Below are 25,640 nucleotides of genomic sequence, written 5' to 3' on the forward strand. Positions count from 1 at the left end.
TCCAACGCGCGACCGTACCGTGGAGTGCCCGTCGTCCGTGACCTCGGCGACGTAGACTTCCACGCTGTCCCCCCAGCCCGCCATCTCCCACCCGTCGTCCCACCGTCACCCCTCATCGAGGCGCTCAGCGCCGCCCTGAAGACACCGCCCCGGAGGCACAGCGCCGTGAGCAAGCCGCCCTTCACGCACCTGCACGTCCACACCCAGTACTCGCTGCTGGACGGTGCCGCGCGGCTCAAGGACATGTTCGAGGCGTGCAACGACATGGGCATGTCGCACATCGCGATGACCGACCACGGCAACCTCCACGGGGCGTACGACTTCTTCCACTCCGCGAAGAAGGCCGGGGTGACGCCGATCATCGGGATCGAGGCCTACGTCGCCCCCGAGTCCCGCAAGCACAAGCGGAAGGTCCAGTGGGGCCAGCCGCACCAGAAGCGGGACGACGTCTCGGGTTCCGGCGGTTACACCCACAAGACGATCTGGGCGGCGAACAGCACCGGGCTGCACAACCTCTTCAAGCTCTCCTCGGACGCGTACGCCGAGGGCTGGCTGCAGAAGTGGCCCCGCATGGACAAGGAGACCATCTCCCAGTGGTCCGAGGGCCTCATCGCCTCCACCGGGTGCCCGTCCGGCGAGGTGCAGACGCGTCTGCGGCTCGGGCAGTTCGACGAGGCCGTCCAGGCGGCCTCCGACTACAAGGACATCTTCGGTGAGGGCCGGTACTTCCTGGAGCTGATGGACCACGGCATCGAGATCGAGCGCCGGGTCCGCGACGGGCTCCTGGAGATCGGCCGGAAGCTGGACATCCCGCCGCTCGTGACGAACGACTCGCACTACACGTACGCCAACGAGGCGACCGCGCACGACGCCCTGCTCTGCATCCAGACCGGCAAGAACCTCTCCGACCCCGACCGCTTCCGCTTCGACGGCACGGGCTACTACCTCAAGACGACGGACGAGATGTACGGCGTCGACTCCTCCGACGCCTGGCAGGAGGGCTGCGCCAACACCCTCCTCGTCGCACAGCAGATCGACACGACCGGCATGTTCGAGAAGCGCGACCTGATGCCGAAGTTCGACATCCCCGACGGCTTCACGGAGATCACCTGGTTCCAGGAGGAGGTCCGGGTCGGCATGGGCCGCCGCTACCCCGGAGGCGTCCCCGAGGACCGGCAGAAGCAGGCCGAGTACGAGATGGACATCATCATCCAGATGGGGTTCCCGGGGTACTTCCTCGTCGTCGCCGACTTCATCATGTGGGCCAAGAACAACGGCATCGCGGTCGGCCCCGGCCGTGGCTCCGCCGCCGGCTCGATCGTCGCCTACGCCATGGGCATCACCGACCTCGACCCGATCACCCACGGGCTGATCTTCGAGCGCTTCCTCAACCCCGAGCGCGTCTCCATGCCCGACGTCGACATCGACTTCGACGAGCGCCGGCGCGTCGAGGTGATCAGGTACGTCACCGAGAAGTACGGCGCCGACAAGGTCGCCATGATCGGCACCTACGGCAAGATCAAGGCCAAGAACGCGATCAAGGACTCCGCGCGCGTCCTGGGCTACCCCTACGCGATGGGCGACCGGCTCACCAAGGCCATGCCCGCGGACGTCCTCGGCAAGGGCATCGACCTCAACGGCATCACCGACCCGAAGCACCCGCGCTACAGCGAGGCGGGCGAGATCCGGGGGATGTACGAGAACGAGCCCGACGTCCGGAAGGTCATCGACACCGCCAAGGGCGTGGAGGGCCTCGTCCGGCAGATGGGTGTCCACGCGGCCGGCGTGATCATGTCCAGCGAGCCCATCGTCGACCACGCGCCGATCTGGGTACGGCACACCGACGGCGTGACGATCACGCAGTGGGACTACCCCCAGTGCGAGTCGCTCGGCCTGCTGAAGATGGACTTCCTGGGCCTGCGCAACCTGACGATCATGGACGACGCCATCAAGATGGTGAAGGCCAACAAGGGCGTCGACCTGGAGATGCTCTCCCTGCCCCTGGACGACCCCAAGACCTACGAGCTGCTGTGCCGCGGTGACACGCTCGGGGTGTTCCAGTTCGACGGCGGGCCCATGCGCTCACTGCTCCGCCAGATGCAGCCCGACAACTTCGAGGACATCTCCGCCGTCTCGGCCCTCTACCGGCCGGGCCCGATGGGCATGAACTCGCACACGAACTACGCCGAGCGCAAGAACGCCCGGCAGGAGATCACCCCGATCCACCCGGAGCTGGAGGAGCCCCTCAAGGAGGTCCTCGGGCTCACCTACGGCCTGATCGTGTACCAGGAGCAGGTGCAGAAGGCCGCCCAGATCGTCGCCGGCTACTCGCTCGGCGAGGCCGACATCCTGCGCCGCGTGATGGGCAAGAAGAAGGCCGACGAGCTGGCGAAGAACTTCGTCCTCTTCGAGGCCGGTGCCAAGAAGAACGGCTTCTCCGACGCGGCGATCAAGGCCCTGTGGGACGTCCTCGTGCCGTTCGCCGGATACGCCTTCAACAAGGCGCACTCCTCCGCGTACGGCCTGGTCACCTACTGGACCGCCTACCTCAAGGCGAACTACCCGGCCGAGTACATGGCCGCCCTGCTGACGTCCGTCAAGGACGACAAGGACAAGTCCGCGGTCTACCTCAACGAGTGCCGGCGCATGGGCATCAAGGTGCTCCCGCCGAACGTCAACGAGTCCGAGCCGAACTTCGCCGCCCAGGGCGACGACGTGATCCTCTTCGGGCTGACCGCCGTCCGCAACGTCGGACAGAACGTGGTCGACTCGATCATCAGGTGCCGCAAGGCCAAGGGGAAGTACTCCACCTTCCCCGACTTCCTCGACAAGGTCGAAGCGGTCGTCTGCAACAAGCGCACCGTCGAGTCGCTGATCAAGGCCGGTGCCTTCGACGAGATGGGGCACACCCGGAAGGGACTCGTCGCCCATCACGAGCCGATGATCGACAACGTGGTGCAGGTCAAGCGCAAGGAGGCCGAGGGGCAGTTCGACCTCTTCGGCGGCATGGGCGACGAGGCGAGCGACGAGCCGGGCTTCGGCCTGGACGTCGAGTTCTCCGACATCGAGTGGGAGAAGTCCTACCTGCTCGCGCAGGAACGCGAGATGCTCGGCCTCTACGTCTCCGACCACCCGCTCTTCGGCCTGGAGCACGTCCTGTCCGACAAGTCGGACGCGGCGATCTCGCAGCTCACCGGCGGCGAGCACTCCGACGGCGCGATCGTCACCGTGGGCGGGATCATCTCCGGCCTCCAGCGCAAGATGACCAAGCAGGGCAACGCCTGGGCCATCGCCACCGTGGAGGACCTCGCGGGCTCCATCGAGTGCATGTTCTTCCCCGCGACCTACCAGCTGGTCTCCACCCAGCTCGTCGAGGACACCGTCGTCTTCGTCAAGGGACGCCTCGACAAGCGCGAGGACGTGCCGCGCCTGGTCGCCATGGAGATGCAGGTCCCCGACATCTCGAACGCCGGGTCCAACGCGCCCGTCGTCCTGACCATCCCCACGGTCCGCGTCACCCCGCCCATGGTCAGCAGGCTCGGCGAGGTCCTCAGCCATCACCGCGGCGACACCGAGGTGCGCATCAGGCTCCAGGGCCCCCGCAAGACCACCGTGCTCCGGCTGGACCGGCACCGCGTCAAGCCGGACCCCGCCCTCTTCGGCGACCTCAAGGTGCTGCTCGGCCCGTCCTGCCTGGCCGGCTGACACCCGGACCCGGACCCGCGAGAGGGGCGCCCCGCCGATCGGCGGGGCGCCCCTCTCGGCCTGTCGGCCGTGCGAACCGTCAGTTGTGGCCGAAGCGCTTCTGGTGCTTGCGCGCGACGTCGGCCGGGCTGCCCTGGGCCTGCGACTGGGCCTGAGTCTGCGACTCGTACGCCGTCGACCTGGCCTCCTCCGCGCCACGCTCCGCGGCGGATGCGCGGTCGTGCTGGCCGCCCTGCTTGCGGTTCTTGTTCTTCGCCATCGTGATGCCTCCTGTGGGAGATCTGGGGGTCCAGAACCGCTGTCAGATTCACATAGCACCGCAAAGGACGCATGTTGGATCATTACTGAGCGTAGTAGGGGAGGTATCATGCGCGGCTCTCCGATCCGCCACGCCGATGATCGAGTTCCGGACCTCAAGGCCGGTGCCGTCGGGCAGACTCGAAGGAAACCCTGAGTGAGCCAACCCCGGGTCGGCGGACCCGCCCCCCATGTCCGGGCCCGCCGGTCCGCCGCCGAATTGGAAGAGGGTGGAACGCGTGGACCGTTGCGTCGTCCTGGTGGACGCCGGCTACTTGCTGGGCGCAGCCGCGAGCCTGCTGGCCGGAGAGCCCGCCCGTTCCCGCATCACCGTCGACCACGCCGCCCTGATCCAGGGTCTGCGCGAGCGCGCCGAGGCCGACACGGAACAGCCCCTGCTGCGCATCTACTGGTTCGACGGCGCCCCCGACCGCGTACCGCAGCCCGAGCACCGCAGGCTGCGGGTCATGCCGCGGGTGACCGTCCGGCTCGGGGCACTCACCCGCAGTGACGGACGGTGGGCGCAGAAGGGCGTCGACGCCGCCATGCACGCCGAGCTGACCGAACTGGCCAGGAACCGGGCCTGCTCCGACGTGGTGCTCGTGACCGGCGACGGCGATCTGCTGCCCGGCCTCATGTCCGCCAAGGAACACGGCGTCGCCGTCCACCTGTGGGCCGTCCAGGCCGCCGACGGCGACTACAACCAGTCCGAGGACCTGGTCGCGGAGGCCGACGAGCGGCGGGTGCTCGACCGTGCCTGGATCACCCAGGCCGTACGGGCCAAGGAGACGGGCGGTGTGTGCCCGCCCCCGCCGGCCCCCCGGCCCGAGATCGCCGCGATCCTCTCGGCGCCTCTGCCCGAGGCCGCCCTCGCCGCCTCCGCCGAGCGTGCGTCCGAGGCACAGGCCGCGGTCGCCCGCGACGACGCCACCGTCACACCGGCCGGCGCGTCCGTCCCCCACCCGCAGCCCGGCCCCGGCCACAAGGGCGTGCCCACGCCCAAGGACCTGGCGAGCCTGCGCGCGCCCGGGGCGCCGGCCGCGCAGCAGCCCGTACCGCAGCCCCTCGGCAACGCGACCCTGCGCTGGTCCTCCGACAGAGGCTGGGTGGAGCGCGGAGGGCCGCTCGGTGAGCCGGCCGAGACCGCTTCCCTGCCGACCCTCGCCCAGCTCACCAGCGCCGAACAGCGCTGGGCGGACCGGGAGGAGGACATCACCACCGTCGGCGGTGACCCCTTCGAGGTCGGCCAGGTCTTCGCCCGGCGCTGGATGGAGCGGCTGCCGGAGACGGTCCACCTGCAGAAGCTGTCCACGATGTACCCCCGCATCCCGCACCGCATCGACGGCGAACTCCTCAGGTACGCGGCACGCTTCGGGCTGCTCGCGCACAAGGACGACCAGATCGACGAGCACGACCGCTATGCCATCCGGGCCGGGTTCTGGCGTGAGATCGACGTACGGGCCGCCGCCGAGCACGCCCCCGCGGGGGAGTGAGCGGGGCGGCACTGCCCTGCCCCGGACGCAATACGGGGCATCCGACCCCGTAGTCTCATTCCTCGTGAGTACGGGCACAGCACAGGCTACGGGCGCAGCACAGGCGGAGACCGGCACCGTGTGCGCGGTGCGTGACCTGGTCAAGACCTACCCCGCCGTGCGCGGCCGGCGCGGCCGCCCCGCCACCCCGGAGGTGCGCGCCACCGACGGTGTCCGCCTCGACGTCCGGCGCGGAGAGATCTTCGGGCTGCTCGGACCCAACGGCGCGGGCAAGTCCACCCTCGTACGCCAGCTCACCGGACTGATGCGTCCCGACTCCGGAAGCGTCGAGGTGCTGGGACACGATCTCGTACGCCATCCCGAGCGGGCCTCCCGGCTCATCGGCTACCTCGGCCAGGTGTCCACCGCCCTCGACGAACTGACGGTGTCGCTCGCCGCGGAGACCACCGGGCGCCTGCGGGGCCTGCCGGTGCGGGCGGCGCGCGCCGCCCGCGACGACGTACTGGAGGAGCTCGGCCTCACCGGGCTCGCCGGGCGTCCCATCAAGAAGCTCTCGGGCGGACAGCGCCGCCTCGCCTGCTTCGCCGCGACGCTCGTCGGGGAACGCCCCGTCCTGGTCCTCGACGAGCCGACGACCGGGATGGATCCCGTCGCCCGGCGCTCCGTCTGGTCCGCCGTCGACCGGCGGCGGGCCGAGCACGGGGCGACGGTGCTGCTCGTGACCCACAACGTCATCGAGGCGGAGACGGTCCTGGACCGGGTGGCCGTCATGGAGGGCGGCAGGGTGATCGCCTGCGACACCCCGGCAGGGCTCAAGGAACAGGTGGCCGGCGAGGTGCGGGTCGAGCTGGTGTGGCGCGAGAGGGCGCCGCTGGACGTCCCGGAGGTGGCCGCGCTCCGCGAGTCCGCCCAGGAATCGGGGCGCAGGTGGGTACTGCGGCTCTGCCCCGACGAGGCACGGGCCGCCGTGGCCGCGGTGACCGGCGGGGCCGCCTTCTCCTCGCTCGACGACTTCACGCTGGCCACCCCCAGCCTCGAGGACGTCTACCTGGCGCTCGGCGGGGACGCGGCCAGGGCCACCGAGGGACTGGTGAAGGCGTGATCAGGACGGTGAACGTGTCGGGATACGTGTCGGAGACGAACGGGAGCACGGCCAGGTGACGAGCATCGTTCCCACCGAGTCCGCGAAGACGGCGCCGAAGGGCCGGGCCCCCGGCGCGAGTGCAGCCGTACGGGCCGCCCGCACCGCCCCCGCCGCGCTCGCGCCGAGGGCCAGGCTGCTGCCGTCGCTCGCCGCCGTGTACCGGGCCCAGCTGTCCCGGGCGAGGGTCGCGCGGATCCCACTGCTCTTCGTCGCGACGTTCCAGTCCGTCGGGATCATGGTGCTGATGCGCGGGGTCGTCGACGGCGGTTCGGAGGCGCGGGCCGTCGTCGCCGGGTCCAGCGTGCTGGTCGTGGCGTTCGTGGCGCTCAATCTGCTCGCCCAGTACTTCGGCCAGCTCCGGGCGGGCGGCGGGCTCGACCACTACGCGACGCTGCCGGTGCCGCCCGCCGCGGTGGTGCTGGGGGCGGCGGGGGCGTACGCCTCGTTCACCGTGCCCGGCACGATCGTCACGGCGGTGGCGGGCAGCGCGCTGTTCGGACTTCCGATGACGCATCTGTGGGTGCTCGTCGCCGTCATCCCGCTCTCCGGAGCCGCGCTCTCCGGGCTGGGTGCCGCCCTGGGACTGCTGGCGCCCCGGCAGGAGCTGGCGACGCTGCTCGGACAGCTGGGCATGTCCGCCGCGCTGCTCCTCGGGGTGCTCCCGGCCGAGCGGCTGCCCGGACCCGTCGGATGGGCACGTGACCTGCTGCCGTCGACCTACGGCGTCGAGGCGCTGTCCCGGTCCTTCGACGCCCACCCCGACTGGGCGGTCGTGGCCCTCGACCTCGCGGTCTGCGCGGCGGTCGGTGTGCTCTCGCTGGCCGTGGCCACCTGGGCGTACCGGCGTGCGGCGGTCCGGTGAGGCAGTGATCGCGGCGGCCTGGCACGATGGCACCGTGACCGCACCGTTGACGCCGCCGCACCAGCCCCAGCCGAACGACCCGTGGCAGGCCCCGCCGTCCGGGTCGCACGTCGTGCCCGGCAAGGATCCGGACGCTGAGGAACGGCGGGCCGAACTCCGGCAGGGCGCGTTGACCGCCGCGGTCCTGACGGTCGCGGGAGTCCTCCTCGGGCTCCTCTGGGTGTGGCTGGCGCCGCGCGTACCGCTCGTCTCCGACGACACCGCCGTGTTCCTCAAGAACAGCGAGGGCGAGGAGGCCATAGGCGCCGACGGCACCTTCGTGCTCCTGGCGCTCGCCTTCGGTCTCGTCTCGGCGGCCGCGGTCTTCCTCCTCCGCCGTCGCGGCGGCATCCCGCTGGTGGTGGGCCTCGCCCTGGGCGGGCTGCTCGGTTCCCTGCTGGCGTGGGGGCTCGGTACCTGGCTCGGGCCGACGTCCGACGTGGTGGCCCATGCCAAGGAGGTCGGCAAGGGAGTCACCTTCGACGCGCCGCTGAAGCTGCACGCGGTCGGGGCGGCGGTGCTGGCCTGGCCCATCGCTGCGATGATCGTCCACCTGGGCCTGACGGCCCTCTTCGGGCCGCGGGACCCCGAGCCGGAGTGGGCCTTCCCGTACGGGACGCAGGACGAGGGGCCCGGCAGCGCGCCCGGGCAGGCGTCCGGCGGCGGCGGGAGTCCGGCGCCCGGTCACGCCGGTGGACCGGAGGCCGGGGACGGTCCTGCGGACGGGACCGGCCAGGGTCCGTCGCGGCCCTCCGCCTGAGCGGGCCGTCCTCCGCGGCCGGCATCCCCCTGCCGGTGGTAGCCGGTGTGTTTCCGCGGCGTCGCCCAGGGCAGGTGCGTGGATGAGCACCGACGAAAGGACCGACATGAGTGCCGGAGAGAAGACCAAGGCCAAGACCGAGCAGATCGTCGGCAAGGCCGTCCGCAAGGTGGCCCACGCGGTGGGTGACGAGACCACGGCGGCCAAGGGCGCGGCGCTGGAGGCCCGGGGCAAGGGCCGGGACACCAAGGAGAAGTCGAAGGACGCCTTCAAACACTGAAGGACGCCTGGGGAGAGGCTCTTCCGGACCGGCGCGGCCAGGATCAGCGGTCCGCGCCCGTGGCGCACCGCACACAGGCCGTCGCCGCCGGACGCACCTCCAGACGGCCCGGTGGGATCGGCTCACGGCACCGCTCGCAGCGGCCGTAGTCGCCCCGCTCCAGCCGCTCAAGCGCCCGGTCCACCTCGGCGAGGTGGTCCCGCGCCCGAGCCAGCAGAGAGGCGACGTGAGCCCGCTCGAAGGCGGTGCTCGCCCCCTCCGGATCGTGCTCGTCGTCGACCGCCACCAGCGCGTTCGCCTCGACGATCGCGTCGAAGTCACCGTGCAGCGCCGCGATACGGGATTCCGTGTCGCGGCGTTCCGCGTCCAGCCGTCCGCGGACGGAGGCACGGTCGCCCGCGGTGGGGTAGAAGGTGTTCACCTCTGCGACAACGGCCTCACCCGAGGTCCGCATTCCGGGCCCTGTGGGCTCCGCTACGCCCGGCCGATCGGGGCCAGGGACGCCTCCGTCAGCGACGCCAGGTCGGACGGGGAGAGTTCGACCTCCAGACCGCGACGGCCCGCCGAGACGCAGATCGTGGAATGCGAACCGGCCGACGCGTCCAGCACCGTACGGAGGCGTCTGCGCTGGCCCAAGGGGGAGATGCCGCCCCTCACGTACCCCGTGGTGCGCTCCGCCGCCGCCGGGTCCGCCATGGCCGCCCGCTTGCCGCCCACCGCCGAGGCCAGCGCCTTCAGGTCCAGCGATCCCGCGACCGGCACGACCGCGACGACCAGTTCGCCGTCGACGTCCGCGACCAGGGTCTTGAACACCCGGTCGGCGGACACCCCGAGTGCCTCGGCCGCCTCCTCGCCGTAGGAGGGGGAGGCGGGATCGTGGTCGTACGAGTGCACCGTGAACGCGGTGCCGGCCGTGGTCAGCGCGACCGTGGCCGGGGTACCGCCGGGCTGCTGCTTCCTGGACTTCTTCGCCACCGGGCAGGTCCTCGGATCAGTTGGGGTGCGTGGGGTCGCGGGTCAGGTCGACCGCGGGCAGCGAGGGCAGGTGCCGGATGACGGCGGTCTCCTTGCGCAGGAGCGCCAGCTCCTCGCGCAGCCGGGTCGCGGTGTCCGGGGCCTGGAGCAGCCGCTGCTTCGACGGGATGTCGAGGACGGCGGCGGCGGCCACCAGGTACGAGACGACGGAAGGGTCGTCCGGCAGATCCGCGCCGGTCGTCAGCGAACGCTCGCTCGCTCCCGCGAGCCGCTTCTGGTAGCTGCGGAAGGCACGCAGGACGCCCTCGGCCAGGGCTCCCGCCTCGTCCGTGGCCGTGTCCTCGCCCTCGGCGGCTCCCGGGTCCTCGGGCAGCTCCTCGACCTCGGCGGTCAGGAACGGACCGCTCGCGTCGACGGAGAGCAGGCGGACCCGTGTGGTGCCGGTCGCCAGGACCTCGTAGCTGCCGTCGGCGCGCTCACGGATCTTCGCCGCGTCCGCGACGCAGCCGACCCGGTGGAAGGTCTGGACGGGATCCGGCCCGAAGCCGTCGGCCGGGGCCCGCTCGGCGGGAGGCGCGGAGGCCACGGTGTCCGGCATCCCGGTCGCCGTGGGGGCGGTCTCGCGGCCGTCGCGGATCGCGACCACCACGAAGCGGCGCGGCTCGTCCTCGTCGATCTCGAGCAGCCCGCGCATCATGGCGCGATAGCGCTCCTCGAAGACGTTGAGCGGCAGCACGAGGCCGGGGAACAGCACCGCGTTCAGCGGGAAGAGGGGCAGGCGAGCGGTGGTCACAGCGGCCAAGCCTAATGGCCGCGGCGCCCGCCGTGTTCCGGCCTCCCGCACAGAGGTGTGGAAGAGGCCACCCGGAGCCGGACGTCCGCCCGCGCGTCGAGGAATCCCCCGAGCGCGTCCCCGGTCACCGAAGCCCACGGGAACGAGGTCGCACAGGGCCCGATCAGCCGGAACTGCTCCAGGGCCTCGGTCGTGCGGCCCCTGGCCGCCAGGACGTAGGCGAGGAGGTTGCGGACCTCCGCGGGCCAGGGGTCACCGGCGGGGAATCCGGCCGAGAGACCGATCGCGAGGTCGGCGGCGGCGTCGACCCGGTCGGCCTGCACGGAGTTCGCCCGGGCGGCGGCCTCCTCGTCCCGCAGCAGGGCGAACGCCGCCCGCACGGGCAACGCCTGCACGAAGGAGTCCCCTGCGGCGTCCTCGGCCGCCCGCTCGGCGAAGTCGAAGCACTCGCGGTGGGAGCCGTACCACTCGGCCGAGAGGTACCGCAGCGCGGCGACGTGGCTGCCGTAGTGGTGGGGGCAGCGGCGTACCGCCTGCTCCCACAGCGACTCGAAGACCGTGTGCGGGGCGTGCGTGCCGCGGGCGTGGTCGAGCGCGAGCCGCCACGGGACCGGATCACGGAGGTCGGCCTCCGCCGCCGCCGTGATCAGCGGGCCCACCTCGCGCAGCAGCTCGGAGTGGGCGGGGGACGCCCAGGCGCGGCGCACCGCCAGCGCGGCCTTGACCAGCAGCGCGTCCGGATCCCGCGGGGCGGCGGCCAGCCAGCCGGTGAGCCAGTCGTCGCGGCCGTGCGCGAAGGCGACCAGCCTGGCCAGCGTGCGGTCGCGCGTCTCCCAGTCGGCCGCGTCCCGGGTGGTGGCGAGGAGCTTGGCCGCGGGTTCGAACTCACCCAGCGCCGCCGCCACCAGCGCCGGGGAGAGCCACGCGTCGGGGGCGTCGAGCAGCACCGCGTCGTCCGCCGGCAACCCGGCCGACAGCCCGGGGCCGTACCGGAACGTGCGCGCGGAACTCAGCAGTGCACGGAGGAAAGCCATGGTGCAGACCATTGAAAAGCCCAGGTGGGGGCGGCGCCAGAGGAGCCCTGTGAAGCTTCTGTAGCGAGTGGAAGGGTTGCCCTGGGCGAGGTCAAGAAAAGGCAAAGGAAGCGGCCGTGAGCGGCTCGAATCCGACCGTCCCGTCGCCGGATCCCGTCCGCCCTGCCGGACCTCGACCGGCCTTTCGACCAGTGTGCCGACAGGGAACCGGACGGGTGGCGCGCCGGCCTCGGGTCAGCCGCGCCGCAGGAGCCGGGACGCTCCCGCCGCCACCGTCGTGGCCAATATCCACCCCAGCAGCACGAGCGCCGCCGCCACCCACTGCCAGCCCCCCTCCAGCAGCCAGTAGCCGTCCTGCCCGAGATCGATCACCGGCACCAGCAGGTCCAGCGCGTACAGCGAGGGGTTCCACTGCGGATGCTCGTCCCCCTTGATCGACTCCGGGCGGTACTGCGAGAAGGCCACCGCGCCCGCCGCCCACAGCACCGCCATCCAGACCAGGGCCCGCCCCGGCCGGTAGCCGTACGCCACCGCCCAGTCCTGGAGATAGCCCCAGATCCGCCCCGCGGGCGGCAGCGTCTCGCGCCGCCGCCGCTGCTTGGCCAGCAGTACCTCGCGGGCGTCCGCGTCCTCACCGCAGCTGCGGAGCACCGCGGCGAGGCGCTCGTACGGCTCGGGGACGTACTCCGGGGTCGCGGCCAGCACCCACTCCAGGCGTCGCGACAGCGGGAAGTGGCCGTACGGGACGAGGTTCTCGTACACGAAGCCGCCCATGGCCAGACCGCCCGGCCCGGGCCAGCTGGTCGACACGTCGATCAGCGTCACGACCTTCGCGCCGTTCAGGACGACCCGGCCCTCCCGCGGCCGCTCCGCGTTGAACCTCAGCTCGGGGGTGACGATCCGGCGCAGCGACAGCTCCTCGCGGTCGGCGAGCACGAAGCGGGCCTTGTGCAGGTCCACCGCGTCACCGAACCGCCCGTCGTCGAGCCGCACCGCGCCCCGGCACTCGAAGGCCTGCGCACGCGTCCCGCGCGCCGGGCCGCCGCCGCGCGCGACACCGAACGGGGGAGTGGTGCCCTGGTTCCCCGTGTCGATGCTCACCCAGGCCTCCGTCATGTACAACGTGCGCTCCACACTCAGCTGCGGGGCGTTCAGGGCCCGCCGCCCGTCCGTGGCGCGCAGCCGGCTGCCCCGCAGGCTCAGCGAACCGCCGACCTTCGCCCCGCGCAGACTCAGCTCGCCGAGCGTCTCGATCATCTCGGCCTGGAGGTCCTGCGCCACCGACATCCCGTCGCCCACGAAGGCACGGCCCCGGCGGTCGGGGCCGACGCGGATCTGGTTGATCAGCAGGTCCGTCCCGATCTGGGCGTCGGTCAGCCGGATCCCGCGCTCGACCCGGCAGCGCGGCAGATGCAGATCGCCCTCCGTGTGCAGCCGGGCCGCCTCCAGTCTCGGCACCGCGCAGCCCACCATCCGCAACGTCGTGAAATGGCACTCGGGCAGCACCACCTCCTGCTCGAAGCGGCAGCCCGTGAGCTCCACGTACGGCGAGACACGCCCGCCGGCCAGATCCAGCTTGCCCGTGATGCGCACGCCCCGGAGCTTCAGCGCGGCCACCCGCCCCGGCCGCGCCGCCGGCCCGCTGAGCAGCAGCCGCGCCACCGTCCGGGCGCCGACGCTCCGCTCCGGACCCCAGCTGTGCGGGGCGAACGGATCGTCGCGCACCGGGTCGTGCGCCCGCAGATCGTAGGTGGTGCCGTTCCGGAAGGACTGCCACATGCCCAGTTCCGCGGCGCTCAGCCCGTCGGGGATCTCGCCGTCCTGCGGTTCCGTCACCACGTCACCTCCACACGCGCGGATCACCCCGCGCCCGTACCTTCGTTCTTCCCTCTGTGTGACCGTGCGAAAGCTAACGGTCAGCAGTGACAGCCGGGACATGTATCAGCCAGTGATACGGGCGACCGGACGCCGTATCCGGTCTGAGAGAATTGCGGTGTGATCTCTCGAATCGATCTGCGCGGCACCGCCCTCCCCGAGGGCGGCGACCTGCGCGACCTGCTGCCCCGTGCCGAGTTCGACGTGGAAGCCGCCCTGGAGACGGTGCGGCCCATCTGCGAGGACGTACGCCATCGTGGCTCGGCGGCAGTGATCGACTGGGGGGAGAAGTTCGACGGCGTCCGCCTCGACTCGATCCGGGTGCCCGCCGACGCGATCACCGGCGCCCTGGAGACGCTCGACCCCGCCGTGCGCGCCGCCCTGGAGGAGTCCATCCGCCGCGCCCGCCTCGTCCACCGCGCCCAGCGCCGTACGACCCACACCACCCAGGTCGTCCCCGGCGGCACGGTCACCGAGAAGTGGGTGCCCGTGGAGCGCGTCGGGCTCTACGTCCCCGGCGGACGCTCGGTCTACCCCTCGTCCGTCGTCATGAACGTCGTCCCCGCCCAGGAGGCCGGCGTCGAGGGCATCGCCGTCGCGTCCCCGCCGCAGAAGGAGTTCGGCGGCCTGCCGCACCCCACGATCCTCGCGGCCTGCGCCCTCCTCGGCGTCGACGAGGTGTACGCCGCCGGCGGCTCCCAGGCCGTCGCGATGTTCGCGTACGGCACCGAGGACTGCCTCCCCGTGAACCTCGTCACCGGCCCCGGCAACATCTACGTCGCCGCCGCCAAGCGCCTCCTCAAGGGCCGCGTCGGCATCGACGCCGAGGCCGGCCCCACCGAGATCGCGATCCTCGCCGACGCGAGCGCCGACCCGGTGCACGTCGCCGCCGACCTGATCAGCCAGGCCGAGCACGACCCGATGGCCGCCGCGGTGCTCGTCACCGACTCCGAGGAGCTCGCCGCCGCCACCGAGGCCGAGCTGAAGCCGCAGGTCGCCGCGACCCGGCACGTCACCGACCGGATCGAACCGGCTCTGGCCGGCCGTCAGTCCGCGATCGTCCTGGTCAACGACCTGGAGGACGGCCTCAAGGTCGTCGACGCGTACGCCGCCGAACACCTGGAGATCCAGACGGAGAACGCCGCGGCCGTCGCCGACCGGGTCCGCAACGCCGGAGCGGTCTTCGTCGGCCCCTGGTCGCCCGTCTCCCTCGGCGACTACTGCGCCGGCTCCAACCACGTCCTGCCCACCGGCGGCTGCGCCTGCCACTCCTCGGGCCTGTCCGTGCAGTCCTTCCTGCGCGGCATCCACGTCGTCGACTACACCCGCGACGCGCTCGCCGAGGTCACCCACCACGTGGTGACCCTCGCCGAGGCGGAGGACCTCCCCGCCCACGGCGCCGCGCTCAAGGCCAGGTTCGGCTGGAAGGTTCCGCAGGCGTGACGAACAGCAGCACCCCCCCGAACGCGTGGGACGCGCTCCCGATCCGCGACGAACTGCGCGGCCAGTCCCCGTACGGCGCGCCCCAGCTCGACGTACCCGTCCGGCTGAACACCAACGAGAACCCGTACCCGCTGCCCGACGCGCTCGTCGACCGCATCGCCGAGCGGGTCCGCGAAGCCGCCCGCGACCTCAACCGCTACCCCGACCGCGACGCCGTCGAACTCCGCACCGAGCTCGCCCGCTACCTCACCCGCACCGCCGGGCACGAGGTCGCCGCCGCCAACGTGTGGGCGGCCAACGGCTCCAACGAGGTCCTCCAGCAGCTGCTGCAGACCTTCGGCGGCCCCGGGCGCACCGCGATCGGCTTCGAGCCCTCGTACTCCATGCACGCCCTCATCGCACGCGGCACGGGCACCGGCTGGATCTCCGGACCGCGCAACGAGGACTTCACCATCGACGTGGAGGCCGCGAAGAAGGCGATCGCCGAACACCGGCCCGAGGTCGTCTTCATCACCTCGCCCAACAACCCCACCGGCACCGCCGTGGACGCGGACACCGTCGTCGCCCTGTACGACGCCGCCCAGGCCGCCCGGCCCTCGATGGTCGTCGTCGACGAGGCGTACGGCGAGTTCAGCCACCACCCCTCGCTGCTCCCGCTCATCGAGGGACGCCCCCACCTGGTGCTCTCCCGCACCATGTCGAAGGCCTTCGGCGCCGCCGGCCTGCGTCTCGGCTACCTCGCGGCGGCCCCGGCCGTCGTCGACGCCGTCCAGCTGGTGCGCCTGCCGTACCACCTGTCCTCCGTCACCCAGGCCACCGCGCTCGCCGCCCTGGAGCACACCGATACGCTGCTCGGGTACGTCGCGCAGCTCAAGAGCGAGCGTGACCGGCTGGTCGACGGACTGCGGGAGCTCGGCTTCGCCGTCACCGACTCGGACGCCAACTTCGTCCAGTTCGGCCGCTTCGCCGACAGCCACACCGCCTGGCGGCGGATCCTCGACCGGGGCGTCCTGGTCCGGGACAACGGCGTACCGGGATGGCTGCGGGTCTCCGCGGGAACCCCGGCAGAGAACGACGCGTTCCTCGATGCGGTGCGCGGACTGAAGAAGGAGCACGACGCATGACTCGCGAGGCCCGCGTAGGAAGAGTGGAGCGGACCACCAAGGAGACCTCCGTGCTCGTCGAGATCAACCTCGACGGCACCGGCAAGGTCGACGTCTCGACCGGGGTGGGCTTCTACGACCACATGCTCGACCAGCTCGGCCGCCACGGGCTCTTCGACCTCACGGTCAAGACCGAGGGCGACCTGCACATCGACTCGCACCACACCATCGAGGACACCGCCCTCGCGCTCGGTGCCGCCTTCAGGCAGGCGCTCGGCGACAAGGTCGGGATCTACCGCTTCGGCAACTGCACCGTCCCGCTGGACGAGTCGCTCGCCCAGGTCACCGTCGACCTCTCCGGCCGCCCCTACCTGGTGCACACCGAGCCGGAGAAGATGGCGCCGATGATCGGCGAGTACGACACCACGATGACCCGGCACATCCTGGAGTCCTTCGTGGCCCAGGCGCAGATCGCCCTGCACGTGCACGTCCCGTACGGCCGCAACGCCCACCACATCGTGGAGTGCCAGTTCAAGGCGCTGGCCCGCGCCCTGCGGTACGCCAGCGAGCACGACCCGCGCGCGGCCGGCATCCTCCCGTCCACGAAGGGCGCCCTGTGACCGGCCTCAACACCGTTCTGATCCTCGTCGGCCTCTTCCTGGCCGGCGGGGTCTACTCCTTCTGGAAGCAGGGCATGCCCAAGGGCGTCGTCGTGCTCCTCGGGATCGGCTCCGTGATGTGCCTGGTGGCGGGCATCATGCGGATCCAGGGACTCTGGAACTGAGGTAGCACTGTGAGCGACAAGAAGAAGATCGTCGTCTTCGACTACGGCTTCGGCAACGTACGGTCCGCCGAGCGGGCCCTCGCCCACGTCGGCGGGGACGTGGAGATCACCCGCGACTTCGACACCGCGATGAACGCCGACGGGCTGCTCGTCCCCGGCGTCGGCGCCTTCTCCGCCTGCATGGCGGGCCTGAAGAAGGCGCGCGGCGAATGGATCATCGGCCGCAGGCTGTCCGGCGGCCGGCCCGTCATGGGCATCTGCGTCGGGATGCAGATCCTGTTCGAGCGCGGCATCGAGCACGGCGTCGAGACGGAAGGCCTCGACGAGTGGCCCGGCACCGTCGGACCGCTGCAGGCCGACGTCGTGCCGCACATGGGCTGGAACACCGTCGAGCCACCCGAGGGCTCCCAGCTCTTCGCGGGCCTGGACGCCGAGGCGCGTTACTACTTCGTGCACTCCTACGCGGCGCACGACTGGTCCCTCGAAGTGACCAACGACAAGATCCGCGCCCCCAAGGTCACTTGGGCCACGCACGGAGAGCGGTTCGTGGCCGCCGTCGAGAACGGCGCGCTGTGGGCCACCCAGTTCCACCCCGAGAAGTCCGGCGATGCCGGCGCCCAGCTGCTGACCAACTGGATCGAGACGCTGTAATGCCGAAGCTTGAACTGCTCCCCGCCGTAGACGTACGCGACGGACAGGCCGTCCGCCTCGTGCACGGCGAATCCGGCTCCGAGACCTCCTACGGCTCCCCGCTGGAGGCGGCCCTCGCCTGGCAGCGCTCCGGCGCCGAGTGGCTGCACCTCGTGGACCTGGACGCCGCCTTCGGCACCGGCGACAACCGCGCGCTGATCGCAGAGGTGGCCGGCGCCATGGACATCAAGGTCGAGCTCTCCGGAGGCATCCGCGACGACGCCTCGCTCGCCGCCGCCCTCGCCACCGGCTGCCGCCGGGTCAACCTCGGCACCGCCGCCTTGGAGACCCCCGAGTGGGTCGCCAAGGTCATCGCCGAGCACGGCGACAAGATCGCCGTCGGCCTCGACGTCCGGGGCACGACGCTGCGCGGCCGCGGCTGGACCCGCGACGGCGGCGACCTCTACGAGACGCTCGCCCGCCTCGACTCCGAGGGCTGCGCCCGCTACGTCGTGACCGACATCGCCAAGGACGGCACGCTCCAGGGCCCCAACCTGGCCCTCCTGCGCGACGTCTGCGCCGCCACCGACAAGCCCGTCGTCGCCTCCGGCGGGGTCTCCTCGCTCGCGGACCTGCGCGCGATCTCCCTGCTCGTCCCGGAAGGCGTCGAGGGAGCGATCGTCGGCAAGGCGCTGTACGCGGAGGCGTTCACCCTCGAAGAGGCCCTCAAGGCGGTCGCCGCATGACCGACTCCGTGCGCCGCGTCTCCTCGGGCGCCCCCTGGGAGGAGAAGTTCGGCTACTCCCGTGCCGTGGAGCTCCCCACCGGCCTCGTCCTGGTCTCCGGCTGCACCTCCGTGGTCGACGGCCAGATCGTGGCGGGCAGCCCGTACGAGCAGGCCGTCGCCTCCTTCCGGGTCGCCTTCGACGCCCTCAAGCAGGTCGGGATCGGCCGCGAGGACGTCGTCCGCACCCGGATGTACATCACGCACGCCCGGGACGTCGACGAGGTGGGCCGCGCCCACAAGGAGCTCTTCGACGACGTCCGACCCGCCGCCTCCATGATCATCGTGTCCGGCTTCGTCGACCCCTCCCTGGTCGTCGAGGTCGAGGTCGAGGCCTACCGGGCGGGTGAGCGATGACCCTCGCCGTACGGGTCATCCCGTGCCTGGACGTCGACAAGGGCCGCGTCGTCAAGGGCGTCAACTTCCAGAACCTGCGCGACGCGGGCGACCCCGTCGAGATGGCGAAGCTCTACGACGCCGAGGGCGCCGACGAGTTGACGTTCCTCGACATCACCGCCTCCAGCGGTGACCGCGAGACGACGTACGACGTGGTGCGCCGCACCGCCGAGCAGGTGTTCATCCCGCTCACCGTCGGCGGCGGGGTCCGCACCCCCGACGACGTCGACAAGCTGCTGCGCGCAGGGGCCGACAAGGTCGGGGTCAACACCGCCGCCATCGCCCGCCCCGAACTCATCCGCGAGATCGCCGAACGCTTCGGGCGCCAGGTGCTCGTGCTCTCCGTCGACGCCCGGCGCACCCCCGAGGGCACCTTCGAGGTGACGACCCACGGCGGCCGCAGGGGCACCGGCATCGACGCGGTGGAGTGGGCGCACCGCGCGGCCGACCTCGGAGCGGGCGAGATCCTGCTCAACTCGATGGACGCCGACGGCACCAAGGACGGCTACGACACCGAGATGATCAAGGCCGTGCGGGCCCACGTCACCGTCCCCGTCATCGCCTCCGGTGGCGCCGGCCGGCTCGCGGACTTCCCGCCGGCCGTCGGCGCGGGCGCCGACGCGGTCCTCGCCGCGTCGGTCTTCCACTTCGGTGACCTGCGGATCTCCGAGGTCAAGGGCGCTCTGCGCGAGGCGGGGCACCCCGTCCGCTGATCCCGGTCAGGGAGACAGCCGTACGGAAGACCGGCGATCTCGCCGATGTCCGTGCGGAGGACACGCCGCCAGAGTGGCGCCGTCAGCAACTGACGGCGCCACCCACGCGGTGCTCCCCCGAAGGACCGGACGACGGGCCTCCGGCTGCCGCGGTGTGGTTCGCCACAACCGAGAGGATCCCCCCTCGTGCAGCAGCACCTCCCCTCAGACGACAGCTCCCCACGCCGCCACCGGATGTCGAGGAGCCGCTCCCGCACCGTCAGGCTGGGCGTCGCGGCCGCGGCCGCCACCGCAGGTCTGGTCACCGCGCTGGTCCCGGGCGCGCAGGCCGCCGACAACCCGTACGAGCGCGGGCCCGCGCCGAGCAACGCGAGCATCGAGGCCAGCCGTGGCTCGTACGCCACGTCGCAGACGACCGTGTCCTCACTGAGCGTCAGAGGGTTCGGCGGCGGCACGGTCTACTACCCGACGTCCACCTCGGACGGGACGTTCGGCGCCGTCGTGATCGCGCCCGGCTTCACGGCCTACCAGTCGAGCATCGCGTGGCTGGGTCCGCGTCTGGCGTCGCAGGGCTTCGTGGTGTTCACGATCGACACCAACACGACGTCGGACCAGCCGGCCAGTCGTGGTGACCAGTTGCTCGCGGCGCTGGACTACCTCACCGGCAGCAGTTCGGTGCGGAGCCGGATCGACTCCTCGCGGCTGGGTGTGATGGGTCATTCGATGGGCGGTGGCGGCACGCTGGAGGCGGCGAAGGACCGTCCGTCGCTGCAGGCGGCGATCCCGCTGACGGGCTGGAACACGGACAAGACCTGGCCCGAGGTGCGGACTCCGACCCTGGTCATCGGGGCGGACGGTGACACCGTCGCTCCGGTGGCCACGCATTCGGAGCCGTTCTACAACTCCCTGCCGAGTTCGCTGGACAAGGCGTACCTGGAGCTCCGTGGTGCCACCCACTTCACGCCGAACACGTCGAACACGACGATCGCGAAGTACAGCATCTCGTGGCTGAAGCGGTTCATCGACAACGACACCCGCTACGAGCAGTTCCTGTGCCCGCTGCCGTCGACGAGCCTCACGATCGCCGAGTACAGGGGCAACTGCCCGCACACCTCCTGACCACGGGGGAGCCGGGGCCGGGCCGCGCGTACCGCGGTCCGGCCCTCCGCCGGTCGGCCCTCCGTCGGTCCGGCCCGCTGCGCCGCACGGAGCCCGCCGCTCAGTCCCGACCCAGGAACGAGGCGATGGCACCGGCGAATCCGGGGTCGCGCACGACCGTCAGATGGTCGCCCGGCAGCACGGTCAGCTCCGCCCCCGCGATGGCCGAGGCCAGCACCTCGGGCCGGGTCGCGAGGGGGTCGTCCGCACCGGCGAGCACGAGCGTCGGGACCGTGATCCGGTCCAGCGGCAGCGCGTCCCGGTGCACGGACCGTATCTGCGCGGCCAGCGCCGGCCGGTCACCGCCCGCCGCGTCGGCCAGCACCCGGAAGGCACGGGTCCGCTCGGGGGCGTCCGCCGCGTCCTCGGCCATGAGCGCCGCCGAGACCAGCTCGGGAGGCATCACCCTGGTGTCCAGGCCGCCCACCTCGACCGCGCCCGCGCCGATCCCCCCGGCCACCAGACGACTGATCCGGCTGTCCCGCGCCGCGGCCAGGACCGCCACCACGGCACCCATGGAATAGCCCGCGACGTGCACGTGGTCCGCGCCGATCCGGTCGACGAGCAGACGCACGTCACCGGCCATCAGCGACTCGCCGTAGTGCGCGTCGTCGTGCGGCCGGTCCGACGCGCCGTGGCCGCGCGCGTCCAGGGCGTACACCCGGCGGCCCCGCGCCACGAGCGCCTCGACGACGCCCGGGCCCTCCCAGTTCAGCCGGGCGTCAGCGGCGAAGCCGTGCAGCAGCACCACCGGCGGCAGGGCGCCGTCCGGGTTCCGCGACCAGGACCAGTAACGCAGGGTCAAACCGTCGTGTGTACGCAATTCGTCAGTCATGCACCGACGTTACGGGCGGCCTCCGCGGAACGGGCCCGGACTGTGCCCCGGCACAGCGCGCACGCCGTTCCGTTGGGAGCCCGCACCGGTCCGGGCCGACCGGGAACGGGGAGCGGACGCGAGCCTTCCGACGCTGTTTACGCGGAAGTAACGTGAAAGTGTGACCTCATCGACGACCGTGCACAGTCCGCTCCGGCTGTACGGCCGCAGCGGTGAAATCGCCATCCTGGAAGCCCTGTTGGGGCGGCTGAGGGCGGGGGAGGGCGGAGCCCTCGTGCTGACCGCGCCGCCCGGCCTCGGCCGTACCGCCCTGCTGCGCCAGGCCGCCGCCCGCTACCTCGGAGTGCACGGCGGCCCCGTGCTGTACGCCTCCGCGGCCCCCACCGAACAGCGACTGCCCTACAGCGGGCTCCACGCCCTGCTCTGTTCCGCCCCCGGCCCGCTGCCCCTCGCGCCCGACACGATCCTGCGCACCGGGATCGCCCCCGGCGCCCTGCTCGCGCTCATGCGCGCCCTGGGCGCCCGGCAGCCCCTGCTGGTCTGCGTGGACGACGCCCATGCCTGGGACCCGGACTCCCGGGCCGCGCTCGGCTTCGCCGCCCGCAGACTCGGCGCGGGCAGCCGGGTCGCGGTGCTGATCGGCGCGGCGGACGAGACCGCCTTCGCCGGACTGCCCGCCCTGCGCCTCGGCCCGCTGGACGACGACGCGGCGACCGCACTCCTGGACCGGCTCACCGAGGGCACGGCCGACATCGACCCCGTCGTACGCGCCGAACTGCTGCGGGAAGCGGCCGGAAACCCACGTCTGCTGGCCGGACTGGCCGGCCGGCTCACCCCGGGCCAGCTGGCCGGGCGGACCTCACTGCCGTACCCCCTCCCCGGGGGCGAGAGCGTCCTCGACGCCCATGCCGCACACCTGGAGGGGCTGTCCCCCGACGCGCACACCCTGCTCCTGCTGGCCGCCGCCGCGGAGGAGCACGAGCCCGACGGGGCCGGCTCCGACGCGGCCCTGCTGCTGCGGGCGGGCGCCCGGGCCGGGCTCTCCACCGCCCATCTCGACCGGGTGCTCTTCGCGCCGGCCGGGAGCGCCGGGGCCCTCCAGCGCGCGGGGAGCCGCGTGCACTTCAGCCACCCGCTGCTGCGCCGGGCGGTCCTGCACCGGGCGCCCCCCGGCCGCCGCCGCGCCGTGCACGAACTGCTCGCCGGACTGCTCGGCGGCCCCGGGCCGGCGCCGCTGCCCGCACTCGTCCAGCGCGCCTGCGCCGCCCCCGGACCGGACGCCGCCCTCGCCGAACAGCTGGAGGAGGCGGCCACCGCCCCGCGCCCGCACGGCGAACGCTCGGCCGCGCTGGCCCGGGCCGCCGCGCTCTCCACCGACGACACGCTGCGCGCCGCACGGTTCACCGCCGCCGCCGAACAGGCGCGGCTGGCCGGCGACACCGGCCGGGCCCGCGCCATGCTGGCCCGCGTCGGCCCCCACCTCGCCGGGGGCGCCGCCCCCTACGTGCGCGGCATGCTCGCGCTCCGGGACGGACCGGCCGCCGACGCCCGCGAGGCGCTCCTGACCGCGGCGGAACTGCTGGCCCCGCACGACCCGCGCCGCACCCTCGACGCCCTGTTCGGCGCCGCCGAGGCGGCCTGGGACATGGGGGACGCCATCGCGTACCTGGACGCCATGAACCGCATCCCCGTCGCCGCCGCCGACCGGCCCATGGCGCAGTACCGCGCCGGGATGTGCGCCGTGCTCGCCGGGCACCCCGACCGGGGCCACGCCCTCCTGCGGTGCTGCCTCGACTCCGCCGACCGCGCGGAGGACGCCGCCGAGCTCCTGCGGGCCGGCGCCTGTGCCCTGGTGCTCGGGGAGGTCGACGCCGCCTGCCGGGCCGGGGCACGCGCCCTCGCCGTCGTACGCACCCGGGGGCCGGAGGCCCTGCTGCCGCACGCCCTGGAGCAACTCGCGTACGCCGAGCTGCGCTCCGGGCAGCACGCCAGGGCCCGGGCCCACGCCCTGGAAGGGCTGCACGCCGCCCGCCGTACCGGCCAGCGGAACTCCGCGACCCATCTGCACGCCGTGCTCGCGCTCGCCGCCTCGGTCGAAGGGCCGGCCGAGGCGTGCGTGGCGCACGCCGACGCGGCGCTGGCCGGGGCGGGGCCGCACGGCCTGACCCAGGCGGCCATGCTCGCCACCTGGGCGGTCGCCCGTGCCGACCTGGCGGGCGGTCGGCCCGGCGAGGCGGCGGCCAGGCTCGGCCCGCTGGTCAGGCCGGGGCCGGGGACGGGACACTTCGCCACCCGGATGCTCGCCGTGCCCTGCTACGTCGAGGCCATGGTGCTCTCCGGCCGCGCCGGCGAAGGTGCCGCTGAACTCGACCTCGCGGTGCAGGAGTTCGCCCTGTGGTCCGCACGGACGACGGACCCCCAGGTCCGTGCCCAGCTGGCCCGCTGCCGCGCTCTGCTGGCGCCCGGCGAGGAGGCCGCCGCCCGGTACGAGGAGGCGCTGGCCCACCACGACCGCGCGGGCGGCGACTTCGAGCGCGCCCGCACCCGGCTGCTCCAGGGCCAACTGCTGCGCCGTCTGCGCCGTACCCGCGAGGCCCGCGGTCCCCTGCGGGACGCACTGGTCGCGTTCGAACGCTGCTCCGCCCGGGTCTGGGCCGCGCGGGCCGGAGGGGAACTGCGGGCCGCCGGGGAGGCGGTGGACGCGCCCGGCCGGAACGGTCCGGGCCCGCTGGCCGGACTCACCCCGCAGCAGCAGCGGATCGCCCGCTGCGTCGCCGAGGGCGCCACCAACCGTGAGGTGGCGGTGCGGCTCTCGGTGAGCCCGCGCACCGTCGACCACCACCTCCGCAACGTCTTCGCCGCCCTCGGCGTCCGGTCCCGGACCGAGCTCGCACGGCTGCTGGACCGCGGGGGCAGGGCGAGGTTGCAGGACCGTGATGAGAAGAACCGCGCAGACCTCTAGGTACCGACCGGGCGGTATGCCATTCTGCGGTCGTCAGGACCAATCGGTGTGCGCCTGCCCAATGCCGGGCCCGGCGCACACCGGGGCCGGCCCTACCGCGGCCGGCCGATTCCCGGTGGAGGCCGCCATGCCACAGGTCGTACGCTCACGGATCAGGGCACTGCACGGACCGCCCCCCGTAACCCCGTTGCCGCAGCACCGCGCCCGCTCCCTGGCCGGCCGCGAGGCCGTCGCCGTGCTCCACCGGGCCGCCCGGGTGCTCCTGGAGGCGCTGCCGGAACTCACGGACCGGCTGGTCGAGGCGCTGCGCGAGCAGGAGCCCGCCTACCGCGCCGCGATGGAGGCCGAACCCACCGAGATCTGGCAGGAGGTCCACCACTCGCTGCGGCACAACGTCGCCTCCCTGATCCAGCCCAGGGAGTTCCGTGAGGCGGCCCACCGCACCTCCCGGTGGATCGGCGAGAACCGGGCCGAGCAGGGCGTGCCGCTCGACGCGGTCATGCACGCCTTCCGGATGGGCGGGGCCATGGTCTGGCAGGACCTCGTCGACGACACCGCCCGGCGCCACCCCGAGGACACCCGCCTGCTGGTCCATGTGGCCGCCGACGTCTGGAACTTCGTCGACGAACACTGCGCCGTGGTGGCGGAGGCGTACCGGCAGGCCGAACGCCGGGTCTCCTGGCGCCGTGAGAACCAGCAGCGCCTGATGACGGCGGCCCTGCTGGACGGCACCGCCAGGATCGCGGACCTGCCGGACGCCGCCGCGATGCTGGGGCTCCCGGTGCAGGGCCGGTACGCGGTGCTCGCGGCCGCCGGAGCCCGGCGCGCCCCGCACGGCACCGGGCGTCCGCCACTGGGCCTGCCCGAAGGGACGACCGTGCTCTGGTACCCGGCGGGGGACGTGGACCTGGCGATTCTCCCCCTGGGGGCGGCTCCGGCCGCGGCCGACGCGGAGCCGCCCCGCGACGCCGACACGGAGAACACCCCCGGCCCCGCCGGGGACTCCGACGGTGAACTGGCGGCGCTCGCGGCCGGACTGACGGTACCTCCGGGTACCCGCGTCGGCGTCAGCTCCGTCGTCGACGGACTCGCCTCCGTCGGTGACGCACGGCGCCTCGCCGAGACGGCACTGCGGGCCTGCCCCGCCTCCGGCGGCACCGTCCTGCTCGACGAGCACCTGCCCGCCGCGCTCGTCGTCTCCTCGCCCGGCCTCGGGACCGCGCTCGCCGCCCGGGTGCTCGGCCCGCTGGACCGGCTGGACCCGGCGGACCGGGACGTGCTCATAGAGACCCTGACCGCCTGGCTCGACTCGGACGGCTCGGCGCAGCGGGCGGGGGCGAAGCTCTACTGCCACCGCAACACCGTGCTGAACAGGATGCGACGTTTCGAGCAGTTGACGGGACGCTGCCTGACCCGGCCGTCGGACGCCGTCGAGGTGTCCCTGGCCCTGGCGGCGCGACGGCTCCTGGCGGACTGAGGAACGCGCGCCGCCTCGCGGCGGCCGGTCCGCGCCGCCCCCTGGCCGTGCCGGACCCGCCCGCCGCGCCCGGCCGGACACCCGCCTCCCGCGGGCCC

Annotated in this window: 24 protein-coding genes; 17 read left to right on the forward strand and 7 right to left on the reverse strand. The window is 72.9% G+C overall.

Features of this window, described 5'->3' with window-relative positions; translation table 11 throughout:
* The first annotated feature begins 165 nt into the window (after positions 1-165).
* Positions 166-3,705 (forward strand): DNA polymerase III subunit alpha, encoded by a 3,540-nt coding sequence (dnaE, locus tag LWJ43_RS24980; RefSeq protein WP_277334451.1) that lies wholly within the window; start codon positions 166-168, stop codon positions 3,703-3,705.
* A gap of 79 nt (positions 3,706-3,784) precedes the next feature.
* Here the strand turns inward: dnaE and LWJ43_RS24985 are convergent, their stop codons facing one another.
* Entirely contained in the window at positions 3,785-3,964 is a 180-nt protein-coding gene (locus LWJ43_RS24985) for a hypothetical protein (protein WP_277334452.1), read from the reverse strand.
* A 268-nt stretch (positions 3,965-4,232) separates the two neighbouring features.
* Between LWJ43_RS24985 and LWJ43_RS24990 the strand changes: the two genes are divergently transcribed.
* From LWJ43_RS24990 to LWJ43_RS25010, 5 genes are all read left to right on the forward strand, one after another.
* Positions 4,233-5,495 carry an NYN domain-containing protein gene (locus LWJ43_RS24990; protein WP_277334453.1) on the forward strand — a complete coding sequence of 421 codons (1,263 nt, stop codon included), beginning with the start codon at positions 4,233-4,235 and terminating at the stop codon, positions 5,493-5,495.
* A gap of 118 nt (positions 5,496-5,613) precedes the next feature.
* Complete coding sequence (locus LWJ43_RS24995; RefSeq protein WP_277335981.1) at positions 5,614-6,597, forward strand: ABC transporter ATP-binding protein; 984 nt, start codon at positions 5,614-5,616, stop codon at positions 6,595-6,597.
* A 55-nt stretch (positions 6,598-6,652) separates the two neighbouring features.
* Entirely contained in the window at positions 6,653-7,501 is an 849-nt protein-coding gene (locus LWJ43_RS25000; protein ID WP_277334454.1) for an ABC transporter permease, read from the forward strand.
* A 34-nt stretch (positions 7,502-7,535) separates the two neighbouring features.
* Positions 7,536-8,300: an ABC transporter permease gene (locus LWJ43_RS25005; RefSeq protein ID WP_277334455.1), complete on the forward strand. Its 765-nt coding sequence runs from the start codon at positions 7,536-7,538 to the stop codon at positions 8,298-8,300.
* Positions 8,301-8,382: 82 nt separating this feature from the next.
* Complete coding sequence (locus LWJ43_RS25010; protein ID WP_277336076.1) at positions 8,383-8,580, forward strand: hypothetical protein; 198 nt, start codon at positions 8,383-8,385, stop codon at positions 8,578-8,580.
* Between the two features lie 43 nt (positions 8,581-8,623).
* On the opposite strand, the gene LWJ43_RS25015 is transcribed toward LWJ43_RS25010, so the two are convergent.
* The 5 genes from LWJ43_RS25015 to LWJ43_RS25035 all read right to left on the reverse strand — a co-directional run bounded on the left by LWJ43_RS25015 (position 8,624) and on the right by LWJ43_RS25035 (position 13,218).
* Positions 8,624-9,034, reverse strand: coding sequence for a TraR/DksA family transcriptional regulator (locus tag LWJ43_RS25015; RefSeq protein WP_277334456.1), 411 nt, complete (start codon positions 9,032-9,034; stop codon positions 8,624-8,626).
* 20 nt (positions 9,035-9,054) lie between these two features.
* Entirely contained in the window at positions 9,055-9,555 is a 501-nt protein-coding gene (gene ybaK, locus LWJ43_RS25020) for a Cys-tRNA(Pro) deacylase (RefSeq protein WP_277334457.1), read from the reverse strand.
* A 16-nt stretch (positions 9,556-9,571) separates the two neighbouring features.
* The gene (locus LWJ43_RS25025) at positions 9,572-10,348 is read right to left on the reverse strand and encodes an LON peptidase substrate-binding domain-containing protein (protein WP_277334458.1); all 777 of its coding nucleotides are present in this window, start codon (positions 10,346-10,348) and stop codon (positions 9,572-9,574) included.
* An 11-nt stretch (positions 10,349-10,359) separates the two neighbouring features.
* Positions 10,360-11,394 carry a hypothetical protein gene (locus LWJ43_RS25030; RefSeq protein WP_277334459.1) on the reverse strand — a complete coding sequence of 345 codons (1,035 nt, stop codon included), beginning with the start codon at positions 11,392-11,394 and terminating at the stop codon, positions 10,360-10,362.
* Positions 11,395-11,616: 222 nt separating this feature from the next.
* Positions 11,617-13,218, reverse strand: coding sequence for an oxidoreductase (locus tag LWJ43_RS25035; RefSeq protein WP_277334460.1), 1,602 nt, complete (start codon positions 13,216-13,218; stop codon positions 11,617-11,619).
* A gap of 159 nt (positions 13,219-13,377) precedes the next feature.
* On the opposite strand from LWJ43_RS25035, the gene hisD reads away from it, so the two are divergent.
* The 9 genes from hisD to bdeA all read left to right on the forward strand — a co-directional run bounded on the left by hisD (position 13,378) and on the right by bdeA (position 20,229).
* Positions 13,378-14,700: a histidinol dehydrogenase gene (gene hisD / locus LWJ43_RS25040; protein WP_277334461.1), complete on the forward strand. Its 1,323-nt coding sequence runs from the start codon at positions 13,378-13,380 to the stop codon at positions 14,698-14,700.
* The gene (locus LWJ43_RS25045) at positions 14,697-15,824 is read left to right on the forward strand and encodes a histidinol-phosphate transaminase (protein ID WP_277334462.1); all 1,128 of its coding nucleotides are present in this window, start codon (positions 14,697-14,699) and stop codon (positions 15,822-15,824) included. Before hisD ends, LWJ43_RS25045 begins: the two co-directional genes overlap by 4 nt.
* The gene (gene hisB, locus LWJ43_RS25050; RefSeq protein ID WP_145802202.1) at positions 15,821-16,423 is read left to right on the forward strand and encodes an imidazoleglycerol-phosphate dehydratase HisB; all 603 of its coding nucleotides are present in this window, start codon (positions 15,821-15,823) and stop codon (positions 16,421-16,423) included. Before LWJ43_RS25045 ends, hisB begins: the two co-directional genes overlap by 4 nt.
* The gene (locus LWJ43_RS25055; RefSeq protein WP_205019585.1) at positions 16,420-16,587 is read left to right on the forward strand and encodes a hypothetical protein; all 168 of its coding nucleotides are present in this window, start codon (positions 16,420-16,422) and stop codon (positions 16,585-16,587) included. The genes hisB and LWJ43_RS25055 overlap by 4 nt, the downstream gene beginning before the upstream one ends.
* Positions 16,588-16,596: 9 nt before the next feature.
* The gene (gene hisH, locus LWJ43_RS25060) at positions 16,597-17,238 is read left to right on the forward strand and encodes an imidazole glycerol phosphate synthase subunit HisH (RefSeq protein ID WP_277334463.1); all 642 of its coding nucleotides are present in this window, start codon (positions 16,597-16,599) and stop codon (positions 17,236-17,238) included.
* Positions 17,238-17,963, forward strand: coding sequence for a bifunctional 1-(5-phosphoribosyl)-5-((5-phosphoribosylamino)methylideneamino)imidazole-4-carboxamide isomerase/phosphoribosylanthranilate isomerase PriA (priA, locus tag LWJ43_RS25065; protein WP_014156785.1), 726 nt, complete (start codon positions 17,238-17,240; stop codon positions 17,961-17,963). The genes hisH and priA overlap by 1 nt, the downstream gene beginning before the upstream one ends.
* On the forward strand, positions 17,960-18,358 hold the full coding sequence (locus LWJ43_RS25070) for a RidA family protein (RefSeq protein ID WP_277334464.1): 399 nt from the start codon (positions 17,960-17,962) through the stop codon (positions 18,356-18,358). The genes priA and LWJ43_RS25070 overlap by 4 nt, the downstream gene beginning before the upstream one ends.
* Complete coding sequence (gene hisF / locus LWJ43_RS25075; protein ID WP_277334465.1) at positions 18,355-19,110, forward strand: imidazole glycerol phosphate synthase subunit HisF; 756 nt, start codon at positions 18,355-18,357, stop codon at positions 19,108-19,110. Before LWJ43_RS25070 ends, hisF begins: the two co-directional genes overlap by 4 nt.
* 186 nt (positions 19,111-19,296) lie before the next feature.
* The gene (gene bdeA / locus LWJ43_RS25080; RefSeq protein ID WP_277334466.1) at positions 19,297-20,229 is read left to right on the forward strand and encodes a bis(hydroxyethyl) terephthalate hydrolase; all 933 of its coding nucleotides are present in this window, start codon (positions 19,297-19,299) and stop codon (positions 20,227-20,229) included.
* A gap of 100 nt (positions 20,230-20,329) precedes the next feature.
* Here bdeA and LWJ43_RS25085 read toward each other — a convergent pair whose 3' ends face one another.
* Entirely contained in the window at positions 20,330-21,103 is a 774-nt protein-coding gene (locus LWJ43_RS25085; protein ID WP_277334467.1) for an alpha/beta fold hydrolase, read from the reverse strand.
* 160 nt (positions 21,104-21,263) lie between these two features.
* Here LWJ43_RS25085 and LWJ43_RS25090 point away from each other — a divergent pair, with 160 nt between their 5' ends.
* The gene (locus LWJ43_RS25090) at positions 21,264-24,065 is read left to right on the forward strand and encodes a helix-turn-helix transcriptional regulator (protein ID WP_462100909.1); all 2,802 of its coding nucleotides are present in this window, start codon (positions 21,264-21,266) and stop codon (positions 24,063-24,065) included.
* A 127-nt stretch (positions 24,066-24,192) separates the two neighbouring features.
* Positions 24,193-25,542, forward strand: a complete 1,350-nt coding sequence (locus LWJ43_RS25095) for a PucR family transcriptional regulator (protein WP_277334468.1) — start codon at positions 24,193-24,195, stop codon at positions 25,540-25,542.
* Positions 25,543-25,640: the final 98 nt, after the last annotated feature.

Source organism: Streptomyces sp. JH34, assembly GCF_029428875.1.
Taxonomy (GTDB): Bacteria; Actinomycetota; Actinomycetes; order Streptomycetales; family Streptomycetaceae; genus Streptomyces.

What these genes read in the sequence shown, in the direction of transcription:
- LWJ43_RS24985 (WP_277334452.1), bottom strand. Translation starts at nt 3,964, where the DNA reads ATGGCGAAGAACAAGAACCGCAAGCAGGGCGGCCAGCACGACCGCGCA.
- LWJ43_RS25010 (WP_277336076.1), top strand. Translation starts at nt 8,383, where the DNA reads ATGAGCACCGACGAAAGGACCGACATGAGTGCCGGAGAGAAGACCAAG.
- LWJ43_RS25015 (WP_277334456.1), bottom strand. Translation starts at nt 9,034, where the DNA reads ATGCGGACCTCGGGTGAGGCCGTTGTCGCAGAGGTGAACACCTTCTAC.
- LWJ43_RS25030 (WP_277334459.1), bottom strand. Translation starts at nt 11,394, where the DNA reads ATGGTCTGCACCATGGCTTTCCTCCGTGCACTGCTGAGTTCCGCGCGC.
- hisB (WP_145802202.1), top strand. Translation starts at nt 15,821, where the DNA reads ATGACTCGCGAGGCCCGCGTAGGAAGAGTGGAGCGGACCACCAAGGAG.
- priA (WP_014156785.1), top strand. Translation starts at nt 17,238, where the DNA reads ATGCCGAAGCTTGAACTGCTCCCCGCCGTAGACGTACGCGACGGACAG.
- LWJ43_RS25070 (WP_277334464.1), top strand. Translation starts at nt 17,960, where the DNA reads ATGACCGACTCCGTGCGCCGCGTCTCCTCGGGCGCCCCCTGGGAGGAG.
- hisF (WP_277334465.1), top strand. Translation starts at nt 18,355, where the DNA reads ATGACCCTCGCCGTACGGGTCATCCCGTGCCTGGACGTCGACAAGGGC.
- LWJ43_RS25085 (WP_277334467.1), bottom strand. Translation starts at nt 21,103, where the DNA reads ATGACTGACGAATTGCGTACACACGACGGTTTGACCCTGCGTTACTGG.
- LWJ43_RS25095 (WP_277334468.1), top strand. Translation starts at nt 24,193, where the DNA reads ATGCCACAGGTCGTACGCTCACGGATCAGGGCACTGCACGGACCGCCC.